This is a genomic window from Myxococcus sp. AM009, from assembly GCF_013372605.1.
Lineage (GTDB): Bacteria > Myxococcota > Myxococcia > Myxococcales > Myxococcaceae > Myxococcus > Myxococcus vastator.
Map to the genome: position 1 here is coordinate 1 of NZ_JABXEP010000172.1, position 16,490 is coordinate 16,490.

Annotated in this window: 12 protein-coding genes; 7 read left to right on the top strand and 5 right to left on the bottom strand. The window is 73.2% G+C overall.

The features are described from left to right. On the top strand, nt 1–297 hold a 297-nt coding region (locus tag HV824_RS30175; RefSeq protein ID WP_303623445.1), incomplete at its 5' end, for an MYXO-CTERM sorting domain-containing protein. Between the two features lie 62 nt (nt 298–359). On the opposite strand, the gene HV824_RS30180 is transcribed toward HV824_RS30175, so the two are convergent. Further along, nucleotides 360–908: a MarR family transcriptional regulator gene (locus HV824_RS30180; protein ID WP_176416824.1), complete on the bottom strand. Its 549-nt coding sequence runs from the start codon at nt 906–908 to the stop codon at nt 360–362. Between the two features lie 102 nt (nt 909–1,010). Between HV824_RS30180 and HV824_RS30185 the strand changes: the two genes are divergently transcribed. The 4 genes from HV824_RS30185 (at nt 1,011) to HV824_RS30200 (ending at nt 4,949) form a co-directional block, all read left to right on the top strand. Then, a complete protein-coding gene (locus tag HV824_RS30185; protein WP_163783952.1) occupies nt 1,011–1,244 on the top strand; it encodes a hypothetical protein in 234 nt (77 codons plus the stop codon). A gap of 32 nt (nt 1,245–1,276) precedes the next feature. Further along, nucleotides 1,277–1,828 carry a metal-dependent hydrolase gene (locus tag HV824_RS30190; RefSeq protein WP_176424822.1) on the top strand — a complete coding sequence of 184 codons (552 nt, stop codon included), beginning with the start codon at nt 1,277–1,279 and terminating at the stop codon, nt 1,826–1,828. A 293-nt stretch (nt 1,829–2,121) separates the two neighbouring features. Continuing rightward, entirely contained in the window at nt 2,122–3,600 is a 1,479-nt protein-coding gene (locus HV824_RS30195) for a HAMP domain-containing sensor histidine kinase (RefSeq protein ID WP_176424823.1), read from the top strand. After that, on the top strand, nt 3,582–4,949 hold the full coding sequence (locus HV824_RS30200; protein WP_176416821.1) for a sigma-54 dependent transcriptional regulator: 1,368 nt from the start codon (nt 3,582–3,584) through the stop codon (nt 4,947–4,949). The genes HV824_RS30195 and HV824_RS30200 overlap by 19 nt, the downstream gene beginning before the upstream one ends. Before the next feature lie 4 nt (nt 4,950–4,953). On the opposite strand, the gene HV824_RS30205 is transcribed toward HV824_RS30200, so the two are convergent. After that, nucleotides 4,954–5,754: a glutaminyl-peptide cyclotransferase gene (locus HV824_RS30205; protein ID WP_176416820.1), complete on the bottom strand. Its 801-nt coding sequence runs from the start codon at nt 5,752–5,754 to the stop codon at nt 4,954–4,956. Nucleotides 5,755–5,914: 160 nt separating this feature from the next. Continuing rightward, nucleotides 5,915–6,385, bottom strand: a complete 471-nt coding sequence (locus tag HV824_RS30210; protein ID WP_176416845.1) for a response regulator — start codon at nt 6,383–6,385, stop codon at nt 5,915–5,917. Between the two features lie 437 nt (nt 6,386–6,822). Here HV824_RS30210 and HV824_RS30215 point away from each other — a divergent pair, with 437 nt between their 5' ends. After that, nucleotides 6,823–8,325 carry a Do family serine endopeptidase gene (locus HV824_RS30215; RefSeq protein WP_176416819.1) on the top strand — a complete coding sequence of 501 codons (1,503 nt, stop codon included), beginning with the start codon at nt 6,823–6,825 and terminating at the stop codon, nt 8,323–8,325. Between the two features lie 92 nt (nt 8,326–8,417). After that, a complete protein-coding gene (locus HV824_RS30220; RefSeq protein WP_176424824.1) occupies nt 8,418–12,431 on the top strand; it encodes a serine/threonine-protein kinase in 4,014 nt (1,337 codons plus the stop codon). On the opposite strand, the gene HV824_RS30225 is transcribed toward HV824_RS30220, so the two are convergent. Next, nucleotides 12,424–14,196 carry an OPT/YSL family transporter gene (locus HV824_RS30225; RefSeq protein WP_176416817.1) on the bottom strand — a complete coding sequence of 591 codons (1,773 nt, stop codon included), beginning with the start codon at nt 14,194–14,196 and terminating at the stop codon, nt 12,424–12,426. The genes HV824_RS30220 and HV824_RS30225 overlap by 8 nt on opposite strands. Further along, on the bottom strand, nt 14,193–16,490 hold a 2,298-nt coding region (locus tag HV824_RS30230; RefSeq protein WP_255208462.1), incomplete at its 5' end, for a PAS domain S-box protein. The genes HV824_RS30225 and HV824_RS30230, both read right to left, overlap by 4 nt.

The following is a 16,490-nucleotide window of genomic DNA, read 5'->3' on the forward strand; positions in this document are numbered from 1 at the left end:
CCCCCCCTCCCCGCGCCGGAGCAGCCGGGTGAGGACGCGCCGGCCGAGGAGCTCCCCGACGCGCCCATCGTCCAGACGCCCGAGACGCGGCCGCAGACCCGCTGGGGCATCACCACCCCCGAGGAGCTCCTCTCCGGGGAGCGTCCGCCAGGCGCCGATGGGGCGCAGGGCTGCAATGCCTCCGGCGGCGGAGCGGCGGGTGTGCCCATCACCGTCGCCGCGGGCCTGCTCTCCTTCGCCGCGTTGTTCACCCGCCGCCGCAAGCCCGCCCGGGCTCGCGCCCACGCGAAGCGCTGAGCGGCCTGGTCATCGCGGGGCGTGTCGGTGCTCCGGCAGGCCCCGCGCGGCGAGGTCGTGAGTCAGGGCTCCTTGAGCAGGGGGAGCCCCGAGGTGACCTTCGCCAGCAAGGTCCGCAGCGTGGCGCGCTCCTCTTCGCTCAAGGGCGCCATCAGCGCGGCAATCCGCCGGTAGTGGTCCGGCAACACTCCTTCGATGAGCTGCCGGGCCTTGGGCGTGAGGCGCACCGTGTACATGCGGCGGTCCCCCGGATGGTCCTCGCGGGAGATGAGGGCGTCCTTCTCCAGCGTGTCCAGCAGCCCCGTCATCGTGGCCCGGCTGACGCCGGAGCTCTCCGCCAGGTCCGCGGGCGTGAGCCCACTCACGCGCTCCACCTCGTCGTCCTCGGTGGTGAGCAGCCGGACCAGCACCATGAAGCGCCCCATCGACAGGCCGTGACGGCCCAGGTGCGCGTCGTAGGCCCCCGACAAGTCGTGCGAAGCCCTCAGCAGGGCGATGCACGTCTCGATGGCGCTCGCGTCGAGCTCAGGGAAGCGCAGCGCCAGGCGCCGGAGCCGCTCGTAGCGCGGCAGCGCCGCGGGCGCCGGGGAAGTGGGAGATCGAGTAGGCACGGCACCGGCCTCGTAAGGCTCCTAATGGTTTTAGGCAATCAGAAAGGGAGCGACCTTGCACCGGGGGCTGGCGCCTGCTGGCCCGGGCGTTATGAACGGGCCGTGCTGGATGTGAAGGACGCGGCCGTGCAGGCGGCGCTGCGCCGCGCGTGCGAGGAGGTCGGCTTGCCGGACTCGCTGCGGGGCTGCGTGTATCCCCTGCTGCGTGACCCGGAGGGTGAATGGCCGGGCTGCTGCGGTGGCGGCTGCCACCCGTGTGCCTCCTCCCTGGTGGACGTGGCGATGCGCACGCTGGAGCTGCTCGGCACACCCCGGCGAGCGCCCGTGGTCGGGTGAAGTGAGGCCGGGCAGCGGCATAGGCTGCGGACATGAATCCGATTGTCCATGCCGAGCTGGCCTGGCTCGCGGCGCAGGGGCTGCGTGAGCGCAGGGACCGCATCCTCGTCACTTGCGCGGGACTGGCGCCGGACCTGGATGGGCTCACGCTGCTCGCGGGCGAGGCGGCCTACATCCGCTATCACCACGTCATCTTCCATGGCTACGTGGGCGCCATCGTCACGGCGGTGGCCTGCGCGGCGCTGGCGCGTGAGCGGCTGCGGGTGGCGGCATTGTCCCTGTTCGCCTTCCACCTGCACCTGCTCTGCGACCTCGCGGGCAGCGGCCCGGGCTGGCCCATCTACTACTACTGGCCCACGAGCATGCGGGAGTGGTTCTGGCAGGGGCAGTGGAACCTCGCCTCCTGGCAGAACGCGGTCATCGGGCTGGCCACCACGCTGCTGTGTCTGGCGTGCGCGCTGCGCTTCCGCCGCACCTTCGTGGAGGTGTTCTCCGCCCGGTGGGACGCGGAGGTCACGCGCACGCTCCGGCGCCGGTTCCTCCGTGAGGATTTCGTGCGAGGACATAAGACGTCGGGCTTGTAGAAAGGTGCCCGGGGCATCCTGCCCCTCTCCGAGGCAATCTGCCCCGCCCAGGGTGGGACACGGCACACGCGTCCCCGAGTGAGGCACCACCCCGCCCCCATTGGCACAGCGGATGCTTTGCGTGAGCCCAAGGAAGCAAGGCCCGCCCGTCCCGACGGCCGGCGAGGGCCCGTGCGGCAAACGCCGCCTTCCTTGTTGCGGCACTCGCGGTACGTTGTGAGAACCCACCTCCGGTCCGTGCGCTCCCTCCCCCTCGAGGCGCACGGACCGGAGCAGCCTCTTTCGAACCGCCCGTGAGACTCGCCCGCAAGTTCACCCTCGCCCTCGTCCTGCTCGCCATCGCCGTCATGGCGGGCTTGCAGTACGTCCAGGTCCGCCGCGAGCTCGAGCGCTCCGCCCTGGACATGCAGCATGACCACCGGTTGCTCGGCCACACGCTCGCGGGCTCCATCGGCAAGGCGTGGCAGCTCGCCGGAGAGCGCGAGGCGCTCACCCTGCTCCAGCAGGCCAACCGCTTCCAGGAGCAGGTCCACCTGCGCTGGGTGTGGCTGGATGGCGGCCCTGGCACCCCGGCCCTCACTGGCTTCCCGCCGCGCCTGCTCGCGTCCCTGCTCCAGGGCAAGGACGGCTCCATGGTGGACCCCGCCGTGGACCCGGGCCTGCTGCATTCGTACACGCCGGTGCTCATCGGCAACCGGCTGGGCGCCATCGAAATCACCGAGTCGCTGGGCGAACAGCAGCGGTACGTCAACACCGTGGTCATGGGCACCTTCGCCGCCACCGCCGCCATGGCCCTTGGCTTCATCGTGGCCGCCATGGCCATGGGCCGCCGGCTGGTGGGCGAGCCGGTGGACCAGCTCGTGTCCCTGGCCCACCGCATTGGCCAGGGCGACCTCACCGCCCGCGTGCCGCTCCCGCAGCGCCGCGGCGACGAGCTCACCACGCTGGCCGGCGCCATGAACCGCATGGGCGAACAACTGGAGGAGACGCGCTCGCGCCTCGCCACGGAGACGGCCGCGCGGCTGTCCGCCGTGGACCACCTGCGTCACGCGGACCGGCTCACCACCGTGGGCAAGCTGGCCTCCGGCGTGGCGCATGAGCTGGGCACCCCGCTCAACGTCGTCATGGGCCGGGCGAAGATGATCTCCTCCGGCGAGGCGGAGGGCGAGGAGGTGGGCGAGTGCGCGCAAATCATCTCGCAGCAGGCCCAGCACATGACGGCCATCATCCGCCAGCTCCTCGACTTCGCGCGGCGGAGGAAGCCGCACCGCGCACCGGAAGACGTGCAGGGCCTGGTCGAACGCACCCTGTCGCTGCTGCGCTCCATGGCGGCGCGAAGCAGCGTCACGCTGGAGACGGACATCCCCGCGGGGCTCACGGTGGAGGTGGACGCGGGCCAGGTGCAGCAGGTGCTCACGAACCTGGTGATGAACGGCGTGCAGGCCATGAAGCAGCCGGGCACGGTGCGCGTGCGCGCGGCCCACGCTCGGGGCACCCCGCCCCCGGACGTGGGCGGGCCCGAGGCGGACTACGTGCGCCTGGACGTGGAGGACGAAGGCCAGGGCATCCCCGAGGACGTGCTGTCCCACGTCTTCGAGCCCTTCTTCACCACCAAGGACGTGGGCGAGGGCACCGGGCTGGGCCTGTCTGTCTCCTATGGGCTCATGCTGGAGCATGGCGGCTGGATTGCCGTGCGCAGCGAGCCCGGACGCGGTAGCTGCTTCTCCATCTACCTGCCAAGAGGTGAGGACACATGCCAGGCCGCGTCCTAGTCGTCGAGGACGAGCGCGAGATGCGCGCGATGTTGGAGAAGGGGCTCACGCGCCGGGGCTTCACGCCCGTGGCGCTCCCGTCCGCGGACGAGGCCCTGGTGCGGCTGGCCGCCGAGGACTTCGACGTGGTGCTCACGGACCTGCGCATGCCCGGCATGGACGGGCTCGCGCTGTGCGAGCGCATCGCCCTCAACCGCCCGGACATCCCCGTGGTGGTGGTGACGGCCTTCGGCAGCCTGGAGACGGCGGTGGCCGCCATCCGCGCCGGCGCTTACGACTTCGTCACCAAGCCCATCGACGTGGACGCGCTGGTGCTGGTGCTGGAGCGCGCCGTGCAGCACCGCGCCCTGCGGGAAGAGGTGCGCAGGCTGCGCCAGGAGCTGGGCCGGCGCGAGGACAGCGGCGCCGTGGTGGGTGAGAGCCCCGCCATGAAGCAGGCCTACGCGCTCATCGACCGCGTGGCGGACCTGGACTCCACGGTGCTGATTACCGGCGAGAGCGGCACCGGCAAGGAAGTGGCGGCCCGGGCCGTCCATACGCGCGGGCGCCGCAAGGAGGGGCCCTTCGTCGCCATCAACTGCGCGGCCATGCCGGAGGCCCTGCTGGAGAGCGAGCTGTTCGGCCACGCCAAGGGCGCCTTCACCGACGCCAAGGCCGCGCGCACCGGCCTGTTCGTCCAGGCCAACGGCGGCACCCTCTTCCTGGACGAGGTGGGCGAGCTGCCCCTCACCCTCCAGCCCAAGCTGCTGCGCGCCCTGCAGGAGCGCACGGTGCGCCCGGTGGGCGGCGACACCGAGGTCCCCTTCGACGCGCGCATCGTCGCCGCCACCAACCGGGACTTGGAGCTGGCCGTGGAGGAGGACCGCTTCCGCGAGGATCTCTACTACCGGCTCAACGTCATCGGCGTGGAGCTGCCGCCGCTGCGCGCGCGCGGCAACGACGTGCTGGCCCTGTCCCAGCGCTTCATCGAACAGTTCGCCTCGCGCACCGGGAAGCGCGTGCTGGGCCCGTCCCCCGCGGCGGCCCAGCGGCTGCTGGCCTACGGCTGGCCGGGCAACGTGCGCGAGCTGCAGAACTGCCTGGAGCGCGCCGTGGCGCTCACCTCCTTCGAGGAAATCACCGTGGACGACCTGCCCGAGCGCGTCCGCAACTACAGCCAGCCGCGCGTGGTGCCGGAGACGCAGGACGCCTCGGAGCTGGTGACGCTGGAGGAGCTGGAGCGGCGCTACATCCACCGCGTGCTGGAGGCGGTGGGCGGCAGCCGCACGCTGGCGGCGCGCATCCTCGGGGTGGACCGCAAGACGCTGTACCGCAAGCTGGAGCGCGACGACGGCACCCGCAAGGGCTGACGTCTCAGTCCACCTCGCCCAGGCGCACCTCGAAGAGGCGGGGCCACAGCTTGCCCGTCATGAAGATGCGGCCCGAGCCCGGCTCCACGGCGATGCCATTGAGCACCGCCTCCGGGCTGGTCACCTGCCCCGCCACCGCGCGCGTCAGCGCCGACGCGTCGATGACGCCCACCACCGTCCCCGTGGCGGGGTCGATTTCCAGCACGTCCGAGCTGTGCCAGATGTTGGCGTAGATGACGCCGTTGGCGCACTCCAGCTCGTTGATGAGCTCCACGGGCTGGCCGCGCAGCTTCACCTGCACCGCGCCCACCAGGGCGAAGCCGTCGGGCTCGTGGAAGGTGAGCATGGTGCCGCCATCGCTGCGCACCAGCTTCCCGTCCCAGTAGCACAGGCCCCAGCCGTCCCCCGCGTAGCGCGTGGTCCGCTCGCGCCGCGGAGGCAGGCCGCTCCAGGTGAAGAGCAGGCCTTCGGTCCAGGTAAGCTGGTACAGGCGCTCGCCGTCGCTGGCCAGGCCCTCCGCGAAGATGTTCCCCAGCCGCTCCATCCACACCGGCTGCGCGCTCTCCAGCGACAACTGCCGCAGCGTCCCCTGGTGCCCCGTGCTCTCGAAGAGGTGCCCCTGGTGGAACACCAGCCCCTGGGTGAAGGCATTCGTCGCGTGTGGATACTCACGGATGATGTGCGCCACGCGCCGCACGGGCTCCTGCACGCCGCCTCCCGCATCCGGCACCGGCCGGTTCGTGGGGCTGCAATGGCACGCCGCGCCCAGCGCGAGCAATGACAGCAGCCAGGTTGGAATCCGCATGAGACGCCTCGAGTGAAGCGGCTCGTGCGACGCCGACCGCCCCGCGCGAGCCTGGACCCAGGTCCGTCAGGGTGCAAGCACCCGTACCACCGCGTCCATCGGATTCAACGGCGGGCCCGCGACACCGGGTGAACAGTCGGGGCACGCGCGCCGTGAAGGCTCAGCGCGGAGGCGGCACCAGCGCCTCCACCGCCTCGCACAAGTCCTCCATGGCGAAGGGCTTGTTGAGCACGCGCGCCGCGCCGAGCAGCTCCGCTTCCTCGTGGAGCTGCGCATCCCCGAAGGCGGTGATGAGGATGACGGGCGTCGTCCAGCCCTCGCGGCGCAGGCGGGCCAGCACCTCGATGCCCGAGAAGCCGGGCATGCGCACGTCGGTGACGATGAGGTCGGGGACCTGCGTCTGCTGCGCGAGCAGTCCGTCCACCAGGGCCTTGACGAGCCCCGGCCCGTCCGGAGCTTCCACGACGTCATACCCGCGCCGGGACAGCGCTCGCTTCAGCAGGCTGCGCATCTCCGGCTGGTCCTCCCCCAGGAGGATGCGCGGAGCGCTGCGGCGCGCCACCCACTCCCGCGTCGACCGCGGCCACTCCCGAACCTCATCGCTGACCGCCGTGACTTCATCTGGCCCCATCAATCGTTGCTCCTTGGGTGTGGTGGGCACGCCCGGCACCTGGGCCCCTTCCTCGCTTGGGGACGGGGCGGCGCCGGGCGTCCCACGCATGAGCATCCCCCGTGCCACGCCGTGGGCCCTGGGCGGGGCACGTTGCCTCGGGGAGAAATGCCCCAAGCCGGGGCAGTTTGCCCCGGAACGACGGGGCACCTGGGGCACGCACGGCCCGTGGCCCCGAGGCACCCCGAGAGCGAAGCGCGTTGGCCCGCCACCTGCAATGCCTCCCAGCATCGGTTCGGGCGCGGGGCTCACACAAGAAACCCCATGGCGATGACCGCTGCTGACGTCGGGGGACAGTCGGCGGCCGGGCATCATCTTCCACCCCTCCAAGGTGGGACCTTTCTCGCGCAGGCCCCTCGCCTGAACCGGCATTTTCCCTCTCGATTGGAGAACGAACAATGACCTGCTCGCTCCCGTCCCGCCGCCTCCTCAGTGCTCTGGTCCTTCTTCCCGCCGCCACGCTTGGCGCCTGCGGCCAGGCCATTGGCTCCGCGTCCGCGGCGCCGCCCGCTCCCACCGCCCAGGTCGCCGCCGCTGCTCCAGCGCAGGCGGCGCCGCCCATCCAGAAGGCGCTCTTCAATCCGGCCGTGGCCGGAAGCCAGGGCGGCATCACCTCGCTGGCCCCGCTGGTGGACGCGGTGAAGGGCGCGGTGGTCAACGTGGAGGTGCGCGCGCGGCCCCGCAGGTCAGCCGCCATGCAGCGCCTGCCGCCCGGGATGGCGGAGCGCTTCGGCCTGCCGCCCGGCTTCGGCGGCGAGGGCAACGGCCCGGCGCGACAGGGCGCGGGCTCCGGCTTCATCATCGACGCCGCGGGCATCGTCCTCACCAACAACCACGTGGTGGAGGACGCCGACCAGGTGCGCGTGAAGCTGGACGACGGGCGTGCCTTCGACGCGGAGGTGATGGGGCGCGATCCGCTCACCGACGTGGCCCTGCTGAAGCTGAAGGAGGCGCCGGGCAACCTGCCGGCGGTGCCGCTGGGGGACTCGGACGCGCTGCGCGTGGGCGACGCCGTCATGGCCATTGGCAATCCCTTCGGCCTGGCGTCCAGCGTGAGCGCGGGCATCCTGTCCGCGCGGGCCCGCGACATCCAGGCGGGCCCCTATGACGACTTCCTCCAGACGGACGCCGCCATCAACCCCGGCAACTCCGGCGGGCCGCTCTTCAACATGAAGGGTGAGGTGGTGGGCATGAACACCGCCATCGTCGGCGGCGCCACGGGCATTGGCTTCGCGGTGCCCAGCAAGCTCATCCAGGCGCTGCTGCCGCAGCTCAAGGAGACGGGCGTGGTGCGCCGCGGCTGGCTGGGCCTGGCCGTGCAGGACCTCACGCCGGACCTGGCGCGGGCGCTGGGCCTGGAGGCGATGAAGGGCGCGGTGGTGGCGGGCGTCAACCGCGGCAGCCCGGGCGAGCGCGCCGGCCTGCGCGAGGAGGACGTCATCACCTCTGTCAATGGCAGGCCGGTGGAGTCCGCGGGCGGGCTGACGCGCGCCGTGGCCCTGCTCCAGCCCGACAGCCGCGTGAAGGTGGACCTGCTGCGCGGCGGCAAGACGCAGTCGCTGGACGTCACCCTGGGCACGCGGCCGGCGCTGAATGGCGAGCAAGAGGTGCTCCCGCGCAACGCGTCCGCCTCCGCGCCGAGGCGACTGGGCGTGCAGCTGACGGAGACGCGGGACGGCGGCGCGCAGGTGGTGGCCGTGGAGCCCGGCAGCCCCGCCGAGCGCGGCGGGCTGGTGCCGGGCATGGTGCTGGTCCAGGTCGGCGACCAGAAAATCGCCAGCGTGTCGGACGCCGCCCAGGCGCTGACGTCCGCGAAGCCTGGCGCCGCGCTGCTCCTGCGCGTGCGCATGCCGGGCTCGGAGTCCACGCTGCTGCGCGCGGTGGAAGTCCCGGAACGCTGAACACGGTGGTGGGAAACCTTGGACCCCCGGGATGGTACGTAGACGCCCCCGGGGGTTCTGAAACCGGCGGACACCTGACGTAGAGTCCCCTGGTGCCGCGATGCCAGACATGCGGACGGCGCTGGGAAGGCTCCCATGCGCCGTGCCCGCCAGGACCGCCTCCCCAGGGAGAACCCCCCTCGCCGTCCCCCGTGCCCGCCGTTCCGGGCTACCAGGTGGACGGCGTCTTCGCGCAAGGGGGCTTCGGCGTGCTGCTGGACGCCCTGCGCGAAGCGGACGGTCAACGCGTGGCCATCAAGGTGGCGCGTGGGAGCAACGGGTTGGGCCGGGCCCAGCTCGCCCGTGAGTCGGAGGCCCTGCGGGTGCTCGGGCCGCCCACGGTGCCCGCGCTCTATGAGACGGGCGCGCTGACGGGCGGCGCGCGCTTCCTGGCCATGGAGTACGTGCCGCTGCCCACCCTGGCGGACCGGCTGGCCCGCGCCGAGGGGCGGCTGCCCGCCGAAGAGCTGGCCGCCCGCGCGCTGGCCGTGGTGGACACGGTGGCCCAGGTCCACGCCCACGGGCTGGCCCACTGCGACCTCAAGCCGGAGCACTTCTTCGTCGATGAAGCGACGGGCCGCGTGCGCGTCTTCGACTTCGGCCTGGTGCGGGGCGCCACCACGGAGAGCGCCCCGCTGCCCAGCGAGGCCTCCACGCCCAGCGACGCGTCTGGCTTCGCCGGCACCGCGGAGTACATGGCCCCCGAGCAGTGTACGGGCACCGCGGACATCTCCGCCCGCCCGGACGTGTACGCGCTGGGCGTCCTCCTCTACGAGATGCTCACCGGACGGCCACCCTTCTTCGGCCCCACCCCGGACGTGCTCCAGGCCCACCTGTCGCTGCGCCCACCGCCCCCGTCCGACTTCGCGCCCGTGCCGCCCGCGGTGGAGGAGGTGGTGCTGCGCTGCCTGGCGAAGGAGCCCGCGCGCCGTCCGGAGAGCGCCGCCGCGCTGGGCAGCGCGCTGCGCGAGGCCTTCGAGCACGCCCACCGCGCCACCGCGCCACCGACGCCTCGGCCCGCGGCGCCGGGCGAGCCGCGCCCCGCCCAGGTGCGCCGCTCCGTCGCCATCCTGTTCCTCACCTCGCGCGCCAACCCCGTGTCGCTCCAGAAGGCCCTGGCCTCCTATGGCGGCCACCTGGCCTTCTCCGACGCCCAGCGCATCGCCGCCGTCTTCGACCCGGACGCGGGAGAGAACCCGGTGCGCCGCGCCATGCGCGCCGCGGAGGGACTGGCGGAGCGGGGCCTGTCGCCCAACGGCCTCGTGGACGTGTCCGCCGTCACCGTGCAGCGCCGCCCCACCGGCGCGCCGCGCTACCTGGGCGCCATCCTGTCCCGCGAGGACCGCTATCCCGGCGGGCCCGAGGCCCATGGCCTCCTGCTGTCTCCCGCCGCCGCCGAGGCCGTGCCCGAGGTGCCCTGCATGGAGGTGCCGGAGCTGCGGGGGCTCCTGCGCCCCGCGCCGCCGGGCGCCGCGCCCCGTCCGGACATCACCGTCCTCCAGCTGGGCAGCGAGGTGCTGGTGGGCCGCGAGGCGGAGCTGGCCGAGCTGCTGGAGAGCGCGCGCTCCGCGGTGGGGGGCGCCACGCCCACCATCGTCACCGTCCTGAGCGAGCGAGGCCTGGGCAAGAGCCACCTGGCCGCCACGCTCGCCCGCCGCCTCCACCTGATGCTGCCCCACGCGCGGGTGTACAGCTCGCGCTCCCGGGAGCCGGTGCAGGGTGACCCCGACGGCACCCTGCGCACGCTGCTGCGGTGCGCCCTCAACGCCTTCGAGCGCGACGACACGGACACCGAGCAGCAGACGCGCGCCGCCATCCTCCAGCGCCTGGGCCCCACGCTGGGCACCGAGCTGTGGCCCGGCGTGGCCGCCACGCTGGGCTGGTACACGCCTGGGGGCCCGGAGCTCCAGAGCTGGGCCGCCGCGCCCGGCGCGCTGCGCTCGTTGGCCATGCGCGCCGCGGGTGAGCTGCTGGCCGCCAATGCCCGCGAGCGCCCGCTGTGCCTCGTCCTGGACGACGCGCACTTCGCGGAGGAGACGGCGCTGGACGCGCTGGAGTACGCCTGCCTCGCCGAGGCCAGCGTCCCGCTGTGGGTCTGCGTGCTGGCGCGCCCCGGCTTCGAGAAGAGCCGCCCCACCTGGGGCACGCGCGCCGCGAAGCAGGCCACGTTGTCCCTGCCGGCGCTGGCGGTCGACCAGGCCCAGGCCCTGTGCCGCCTGCTGCTCAAGCCGGTGGAGAACGTGCCCGCGCAGGCGGTGGAGCGCATCGTCGAGCGCGCCCAGCACGTCCCGCTCTATCTGGTGGAGCTGGTGCGCGGCCTCAAGCGCCAGGGCCTGGTGCGCCAGCGCGCGCCGGGCGGGAGCTGGTACCTCGTCACGGACGGGCTGGAGAAGGTGCCCGAGCTCCGGCTGGTGGAGTGGCTGGCGGACCGTGAGCTGGGCGCGCTGCCGCCATCGCTGGCCGCGCACGCGCGCCTGTGCGCGATGCTGGGCACGGACTTCACCGCGGCCACGGCGGAGGGCGTGGTGCGCGAGCTGGAGCGCGAAGGGGCCGCGGGCGGCTTCCCCCTGGACGCGGGCCACGCCACCCGGCGGCTCCTGGACTCAGGCCTGCTGGTGTCCCACCGCAACGAAGGGCTGAGCTTCCGCAACGAGCTGCTCCGCGAAGCCGTGGCCGCCAACCTGCCCGCCGCCGAGCGCGAGCGCATCCACCACGCCGCCTACCGCTACTTCCTCAGCGCGGCCGGGGCCGTTGAGCGCCAGCGCCTGCCCCGCCTGGCCCTGCACGCGGCCGCCGCCGGGCGTCGCGACGAGGCCGCCGCGCTCTCCATCGACCTGGCCGAGTCCGCCCGGGGCCGCCACGCCTTCCTCGACGCCGAGGCCATGTACACGCGGGCGCTGGAGCTGCTGGAGCCCACCGACGAGCTGCGCTGCCTCACCGCGCTGCGCGGCCGGGGCCTGATGCGCATCCGCATTGGCCGGTATGACGACTCGCTGGCGGACTTCGCCGCGGCCCGCGAGCGCGCCCGCCGCCTGGGCCACACGCGCACGGAGGTGGAGCTGCTGCTGGACGAGGCCATGGCGCTGGACTGGGTGAACGACTACACGCGCAGCGAGGCCCGCGCGCTGGAGGCCCAGCACCTGGCGGCCACCGTGTCCTCGCCCTATGTGCAGGCGCGGCTGCTGCTGGCGCTGGGACGCGCCCAGTTCCGCAAGGGCGAGTGGCAGGAGGCGCGCATGCCGCTGGAGGCCGCCGCCGAGCGCGCCCGCCGCCTGGGCGACGCGGGCTACGAGACGCAGGTGGTGGCGCAGCTGCTGCTGGCCGTCATCCTCCCCAACCTGGGCGACATCGACGAGACGGAGCGCGTGCTCACCGAGGTCATCACCGCCTGCACCGAGCGCGGCGACCTCTTCCACCTGGGCAGCGCCATCAACAACCGGCGCAACTTGTGGGTGGCGCGCAAGGAGCTGACGCGGGCGCTGAAGGACCAGGAGCGCTTCATGCACCTGGGCCGCGAGCTGGGCATGGTGGGCTGGGAGTACTTCGCCGAGCACAACCTCGGAGAGCTGCACTACCAGGCCGGCGACGCCGACGCCGCGGCGCCCCACATCACCCGCGCCATGGCCCTGGAGCGGCGGCACCCGGAGGTGGCGTCGCGCCCATGGGCCCTGCTGCTCCAGGCCCGGGCCCTGGCCTGGATGGGCCGGCACACCCGCGCCCGCGAGGTGCTGGCCCAGGTGCGGCAGGTGATGGCGGAGGGCCCGCCGGGCGTGGAGCTGAGCCCGTCGGAGGAGGTCCTCTTCTCCATGGTGGAGCTGGCCACCCGCGACGCCGCCCCCGAGGCGTGGTGGTCCCTGCGCGAGCGCTCCGCGCAGGTGTCCGTGGAGCAGGAGCCGCTGGAGGTCCTGGAGATGATGGGGCTGGCGGCGCTGCGCCGGGGCGACCGGGAAGAAGCCGCGCGCGTGCTGAGCGAGGCCCTGGAGCGCGCGCGGCACGTGCCCAACCTCATGGAGGGCCGCATCCGCCGCTCACTGGCGAAGGTGCGCGAGCCCTCGCCGGCTACGTGAGGCCGAAGGCCATCAGCGCGGCGATGAGCACGCCCGCCAACGACTCGCCCGCGATGGCGCCCGCCGCCAGCGTGGACGTGTCCCGGTCCGCGGCCAGGGGCCAGCGCCAACGCGCCGCCGCCAGCCCCAGCGCGCCCAGGCACAGCGTCACCGCGTAGTAGGCCGGCAGGATGAAGCCGATACCCAGCGCCACCGGCAGCGGCAGCCACCGCGCCGCCTGGCCACGAGACACCCCGGTGAGCAACGCGCCCACGCCCACGGCCACGCAGGCCGCCAGCGCCGCGTGAGGCGGCAGCCCGTCCAGCCCCCGCACCGCCACCTCCGCCACCGCGCGGAACTGGTGGGCGAAGGGCGCGGGCAGCGCCTCCGAGCCCAGGCCATGTGCCCTGGACAGCAGCAGGTACACCGGCACGCCCACCACCGACCCGGCCAACACGCCCACCAACTGCGCGACCAGCTGGTGGCGCGCGGAGGCCCCCAGCAGGTGCCCCGCCTTGAGCGACCACATGCTGACGCCCGTCTGCGCCGCCGCGCCCGACACCACCGCGCCCGCGGCGACGTTGGGCGCCATGGCCCCAGGCAGCAGCGCGCCGAAGATGACCTGCGTCACCTGCCCCATCTGCGTCACCGGAGACACGTCCACCTGTCCAGCGCCGCGCGCGCACACCGCGCACAGAGGCAGCACCAGCACCAGCGCCAGCAGCATGTACGGCACGCTGAGGCCGAACAGCGCCGCGCCCACCACCGCCGCCAGCACGCACGCCACCAGGCCCACGCCCAGCGCCCAGCGCGGCACCGCCGCGCCCCGCCCCAAACTGCCCACGTCCCGCGCCGCGCTCAGGAAGTCACGCGCCTGCGCCAGCAGCGCCGCCAGGGCCGAGCCCACCATCAGCCCCACGCCCGGCCACGTGAGCCAGGCGGAGAGCGTCTCGTAGCGCGTGTCCGCCAGCACGCCCGCGCCCGCGAGCCCCGGCGCCAGCACGCCCCACGCCACCGCCGCGCCCACCAGCATGCTCAAGCCCAGGCGCGGCCCCGTCATCATCCCAATGGCCAGCAGCATGGGGCTCCACCCCACGCCCCACGTCAGCGACGCGGCGGGGAGGCCCGCCAGCGTGCCGGGCAGCGCCGTCATCCCAGGCAGCCATTTGAGCGAGTCCCTCGCCGCGGTGACCGCCACCGCCACCGCGCCAGCGCCCGCCAGCAGCCGTCCACGGCCCGCGCGGACCGTGTCGCCCGTGGACGCGTGCATCGCGGTAATCAGCTCCGCGGTGGCGATGCCGGTGGGAAACGGCAGGGCCTCCTGGGCCACCAGCCGCCTGCGCAACAAGTGCGCGGCGAGCACGCCCAGCACGCCCAGCGCCACGCTCCACACCGCCACGCCCCAGACCGGGACGGAGGTGCCCAGCAACGTCAGCGCGGGCAGCGCGCCCAGGAGGCCCGCCGCCGCCGGCATGGCGCCCACGGACGCCGCGGCCGTCTGCGTGAGGTTGTTCTCCAGCGGCGTATAGGGAACGCCGCGCCTGCGGGACACCGAGGCCAGCGCGCTGAAGCCCAGCACCGCGGCGGTGACGGAGCCGCTCTCCCACCAGCCCGTCTTCAGCCCCATGTACACGTTGGTGACGGCCAGCAGCCCGCCGATGAGCAGGCCCATGCCCAGCGCGCGCGCCGTCAACTCCAGCGCCGCGGGGCGCTCCGTCACCAGGGACAGGGAGGGCGCGGCCTTTGAAGGGGCCGCTCCAGAGAGGCCGCTCTCCGGGTGGCTCATCGCCCCGCCTCGGCGGAGCGGCCCACGAGCTCGCGCAGCTGCATCAGGTCCAACGGCTTGGCAATCTTGGCGTTGGGCACGTCACGCAGGAAGGACACCGTGCGCGGCGTGAAGGCGCCACCCGTCATGAACACCATGCGTCCAGCCTGCTCCGGGGCGCAGCGGCCCAGCTCGTGGTACAGGTCCATGCCCGTCATCCCGGGCATCATCACATCACAGAGGATGAGGTCGAAGCGGCCGCCGTCGCTCACCAGCCGCAGCGCGGCCTGGGCGCTGTTCGCGGTGGCCACCTCGTGGTCCGCGGCCAGCGAGCGCTGGAGCGACAACGTCACGTTGGGCTCGTCATCCACCACCAGGATGCGCGCGCGCGCGTTGGCCTGCATGGCGGCGGACAGGCGCGGCAGCACCTCCAGCTCGCGCGTGGCGGCGCACAGCACCACGCGGAACGTGCTGCCCCGGCCCTGCTCGCTCTCCGCCTGGATGGAGCCGCCCATGGATTCGATGATGCCGTGGCAGATGGACAGCCCCAGCCCCGTGCCCACGCCCACCGGCTTGGTGGTGAAGAACGGGTCGAAGATGCGGCCCAGCACCTCCTGGCCCATGCCCATGCCCGTGTCGCGGACCTCCACCACCACCCGGTCCTTCTCTCCGGCGCGGATGACCACGCGAATCTCGTGGTCCACGCCCGGCGTGCCCTCCTCCGGAATGGCCTGCGCCGCGTTGAGCAGCAGGTTGAGGAACACCTGACACAGCCGGGACTCGCTGGCCTCCACCGGCGCCACCGGCTCGAACTCCGTCACCAGCCGCGCCCGGTGACGGATGACGTTGTCCGCCATCTTGCACGCCAGCTCCACCGCCCGGCGCACGTCCACCGGCATCAGCCGCGCCTCCTGCTCACCCCGCGAGAAGACCTTCAGGTCGCGGACGATGGTGGCGATGCGCTCGGCGCCCTCCGCCGTCTCACGCACCAGTTGCTGCAACGACGCCACGGGCGCCGCGGGCGCCTGGCTCTCCAGCCGCTCCAGCCCTTCGCGGATGAGGTGCAGGTTGACGAGCATGTAGGCCAGCGGGTTGTTGATTTCGTGCGCCACGCCCGCGCCCAGCGTTCCCACCGACGCCAGCCGGTCCGCCACCACGAGGTGCGCCTGGAGCTGCTTGCGCTCCGTGGTGTCGCGGTGGACCATGATGTTGGCGATGGCGCGCCCCTCGCTGTCGCGCAGCGGCACGACGACGGACTCGCACCAGCAGGTGGTGCCGTCGCGGCGCTTGAACTCCATCTCTCCGGACCAGCGCCCCTGCTTGTCCAAGGCGGTGAGAATCAGGCCGGTGAGCCGGTCGGGCTCGTCCGGGTGCAGCACGCTGAAGAGCGTCTGGCCCAGCGCCTCCGACTTCTGCCGCCCGAACATGCGCTCGGCGCTGGAGTTCCAGTCGATGATGCCGCCGCCCAAATCGGTAATCACCACGCCGTCGTAGATGCTCTCGAAGATGAGCGACTGGCGGTGCAGCTCCTGCTCGGCCAGCTTGCGCGCGGTGATGTCCATCACCGTGCCCGTCACCCGCGCCGGCGCGCCCGAGGCGTCACACAGCACGTCACCCTTGCAGGAAATCCACCGCCAGCCGCTCCCCTGCGGCTCGATGCGGTACTCCACGTCCACCTGCGTCTTCTTCTCCAGCGCGGCGCCCAGCACCTCGCTCACGCGCGGCAGGTCCGCCGGGTGCACCACCTCCGACAGCTCCATGGCGCGGCCGGACAGCTTCCCCACGGGGAGCCCCAGCAGCCGGTCCACCTGCTCGCTCCACGTCACCCGGCCGCTCTGCGCGTTCCAGTCCCAGATGCCCACGCGCGCGGCGGTCAGCGCCTGGCGGAGCTGCTCCTCGCGATGCTCCAGGACTTCGCGCTTGGAGAAGCGGAACACGGTGACGGTGCCGATCTGCAGCCGGTCCCCCTCCATCAGCTCGGCGGTGCTGACGGGCACGCCGTTGAGCAGCGTGCCGTTGGTGGAGTCCAGGTCGGTCACGTGGCAGGCACCGTCGCTCGCGCGGACGATGCGCGCGTGCTTGCGCGACACCCCGTGGTCGTCGATGCGCACGGTGACCTCGGAGCCGCGGCCGATGATGTGCTCGCCCGGGTCCAGGCGATAGGCCTTGCCGATGGCCGCCGGCGTGGTGGTGCTGATGAGGATGAGACAGGCTCCCGTGGAGGACGGTGGCGCCAAGGCAAGCCCCGCGCACGTCGTGAGTTCGTCCAGCGTCGTCATGTCGCAGCCCCCCGGCGCCCGCCCGAAGCCCCGCTC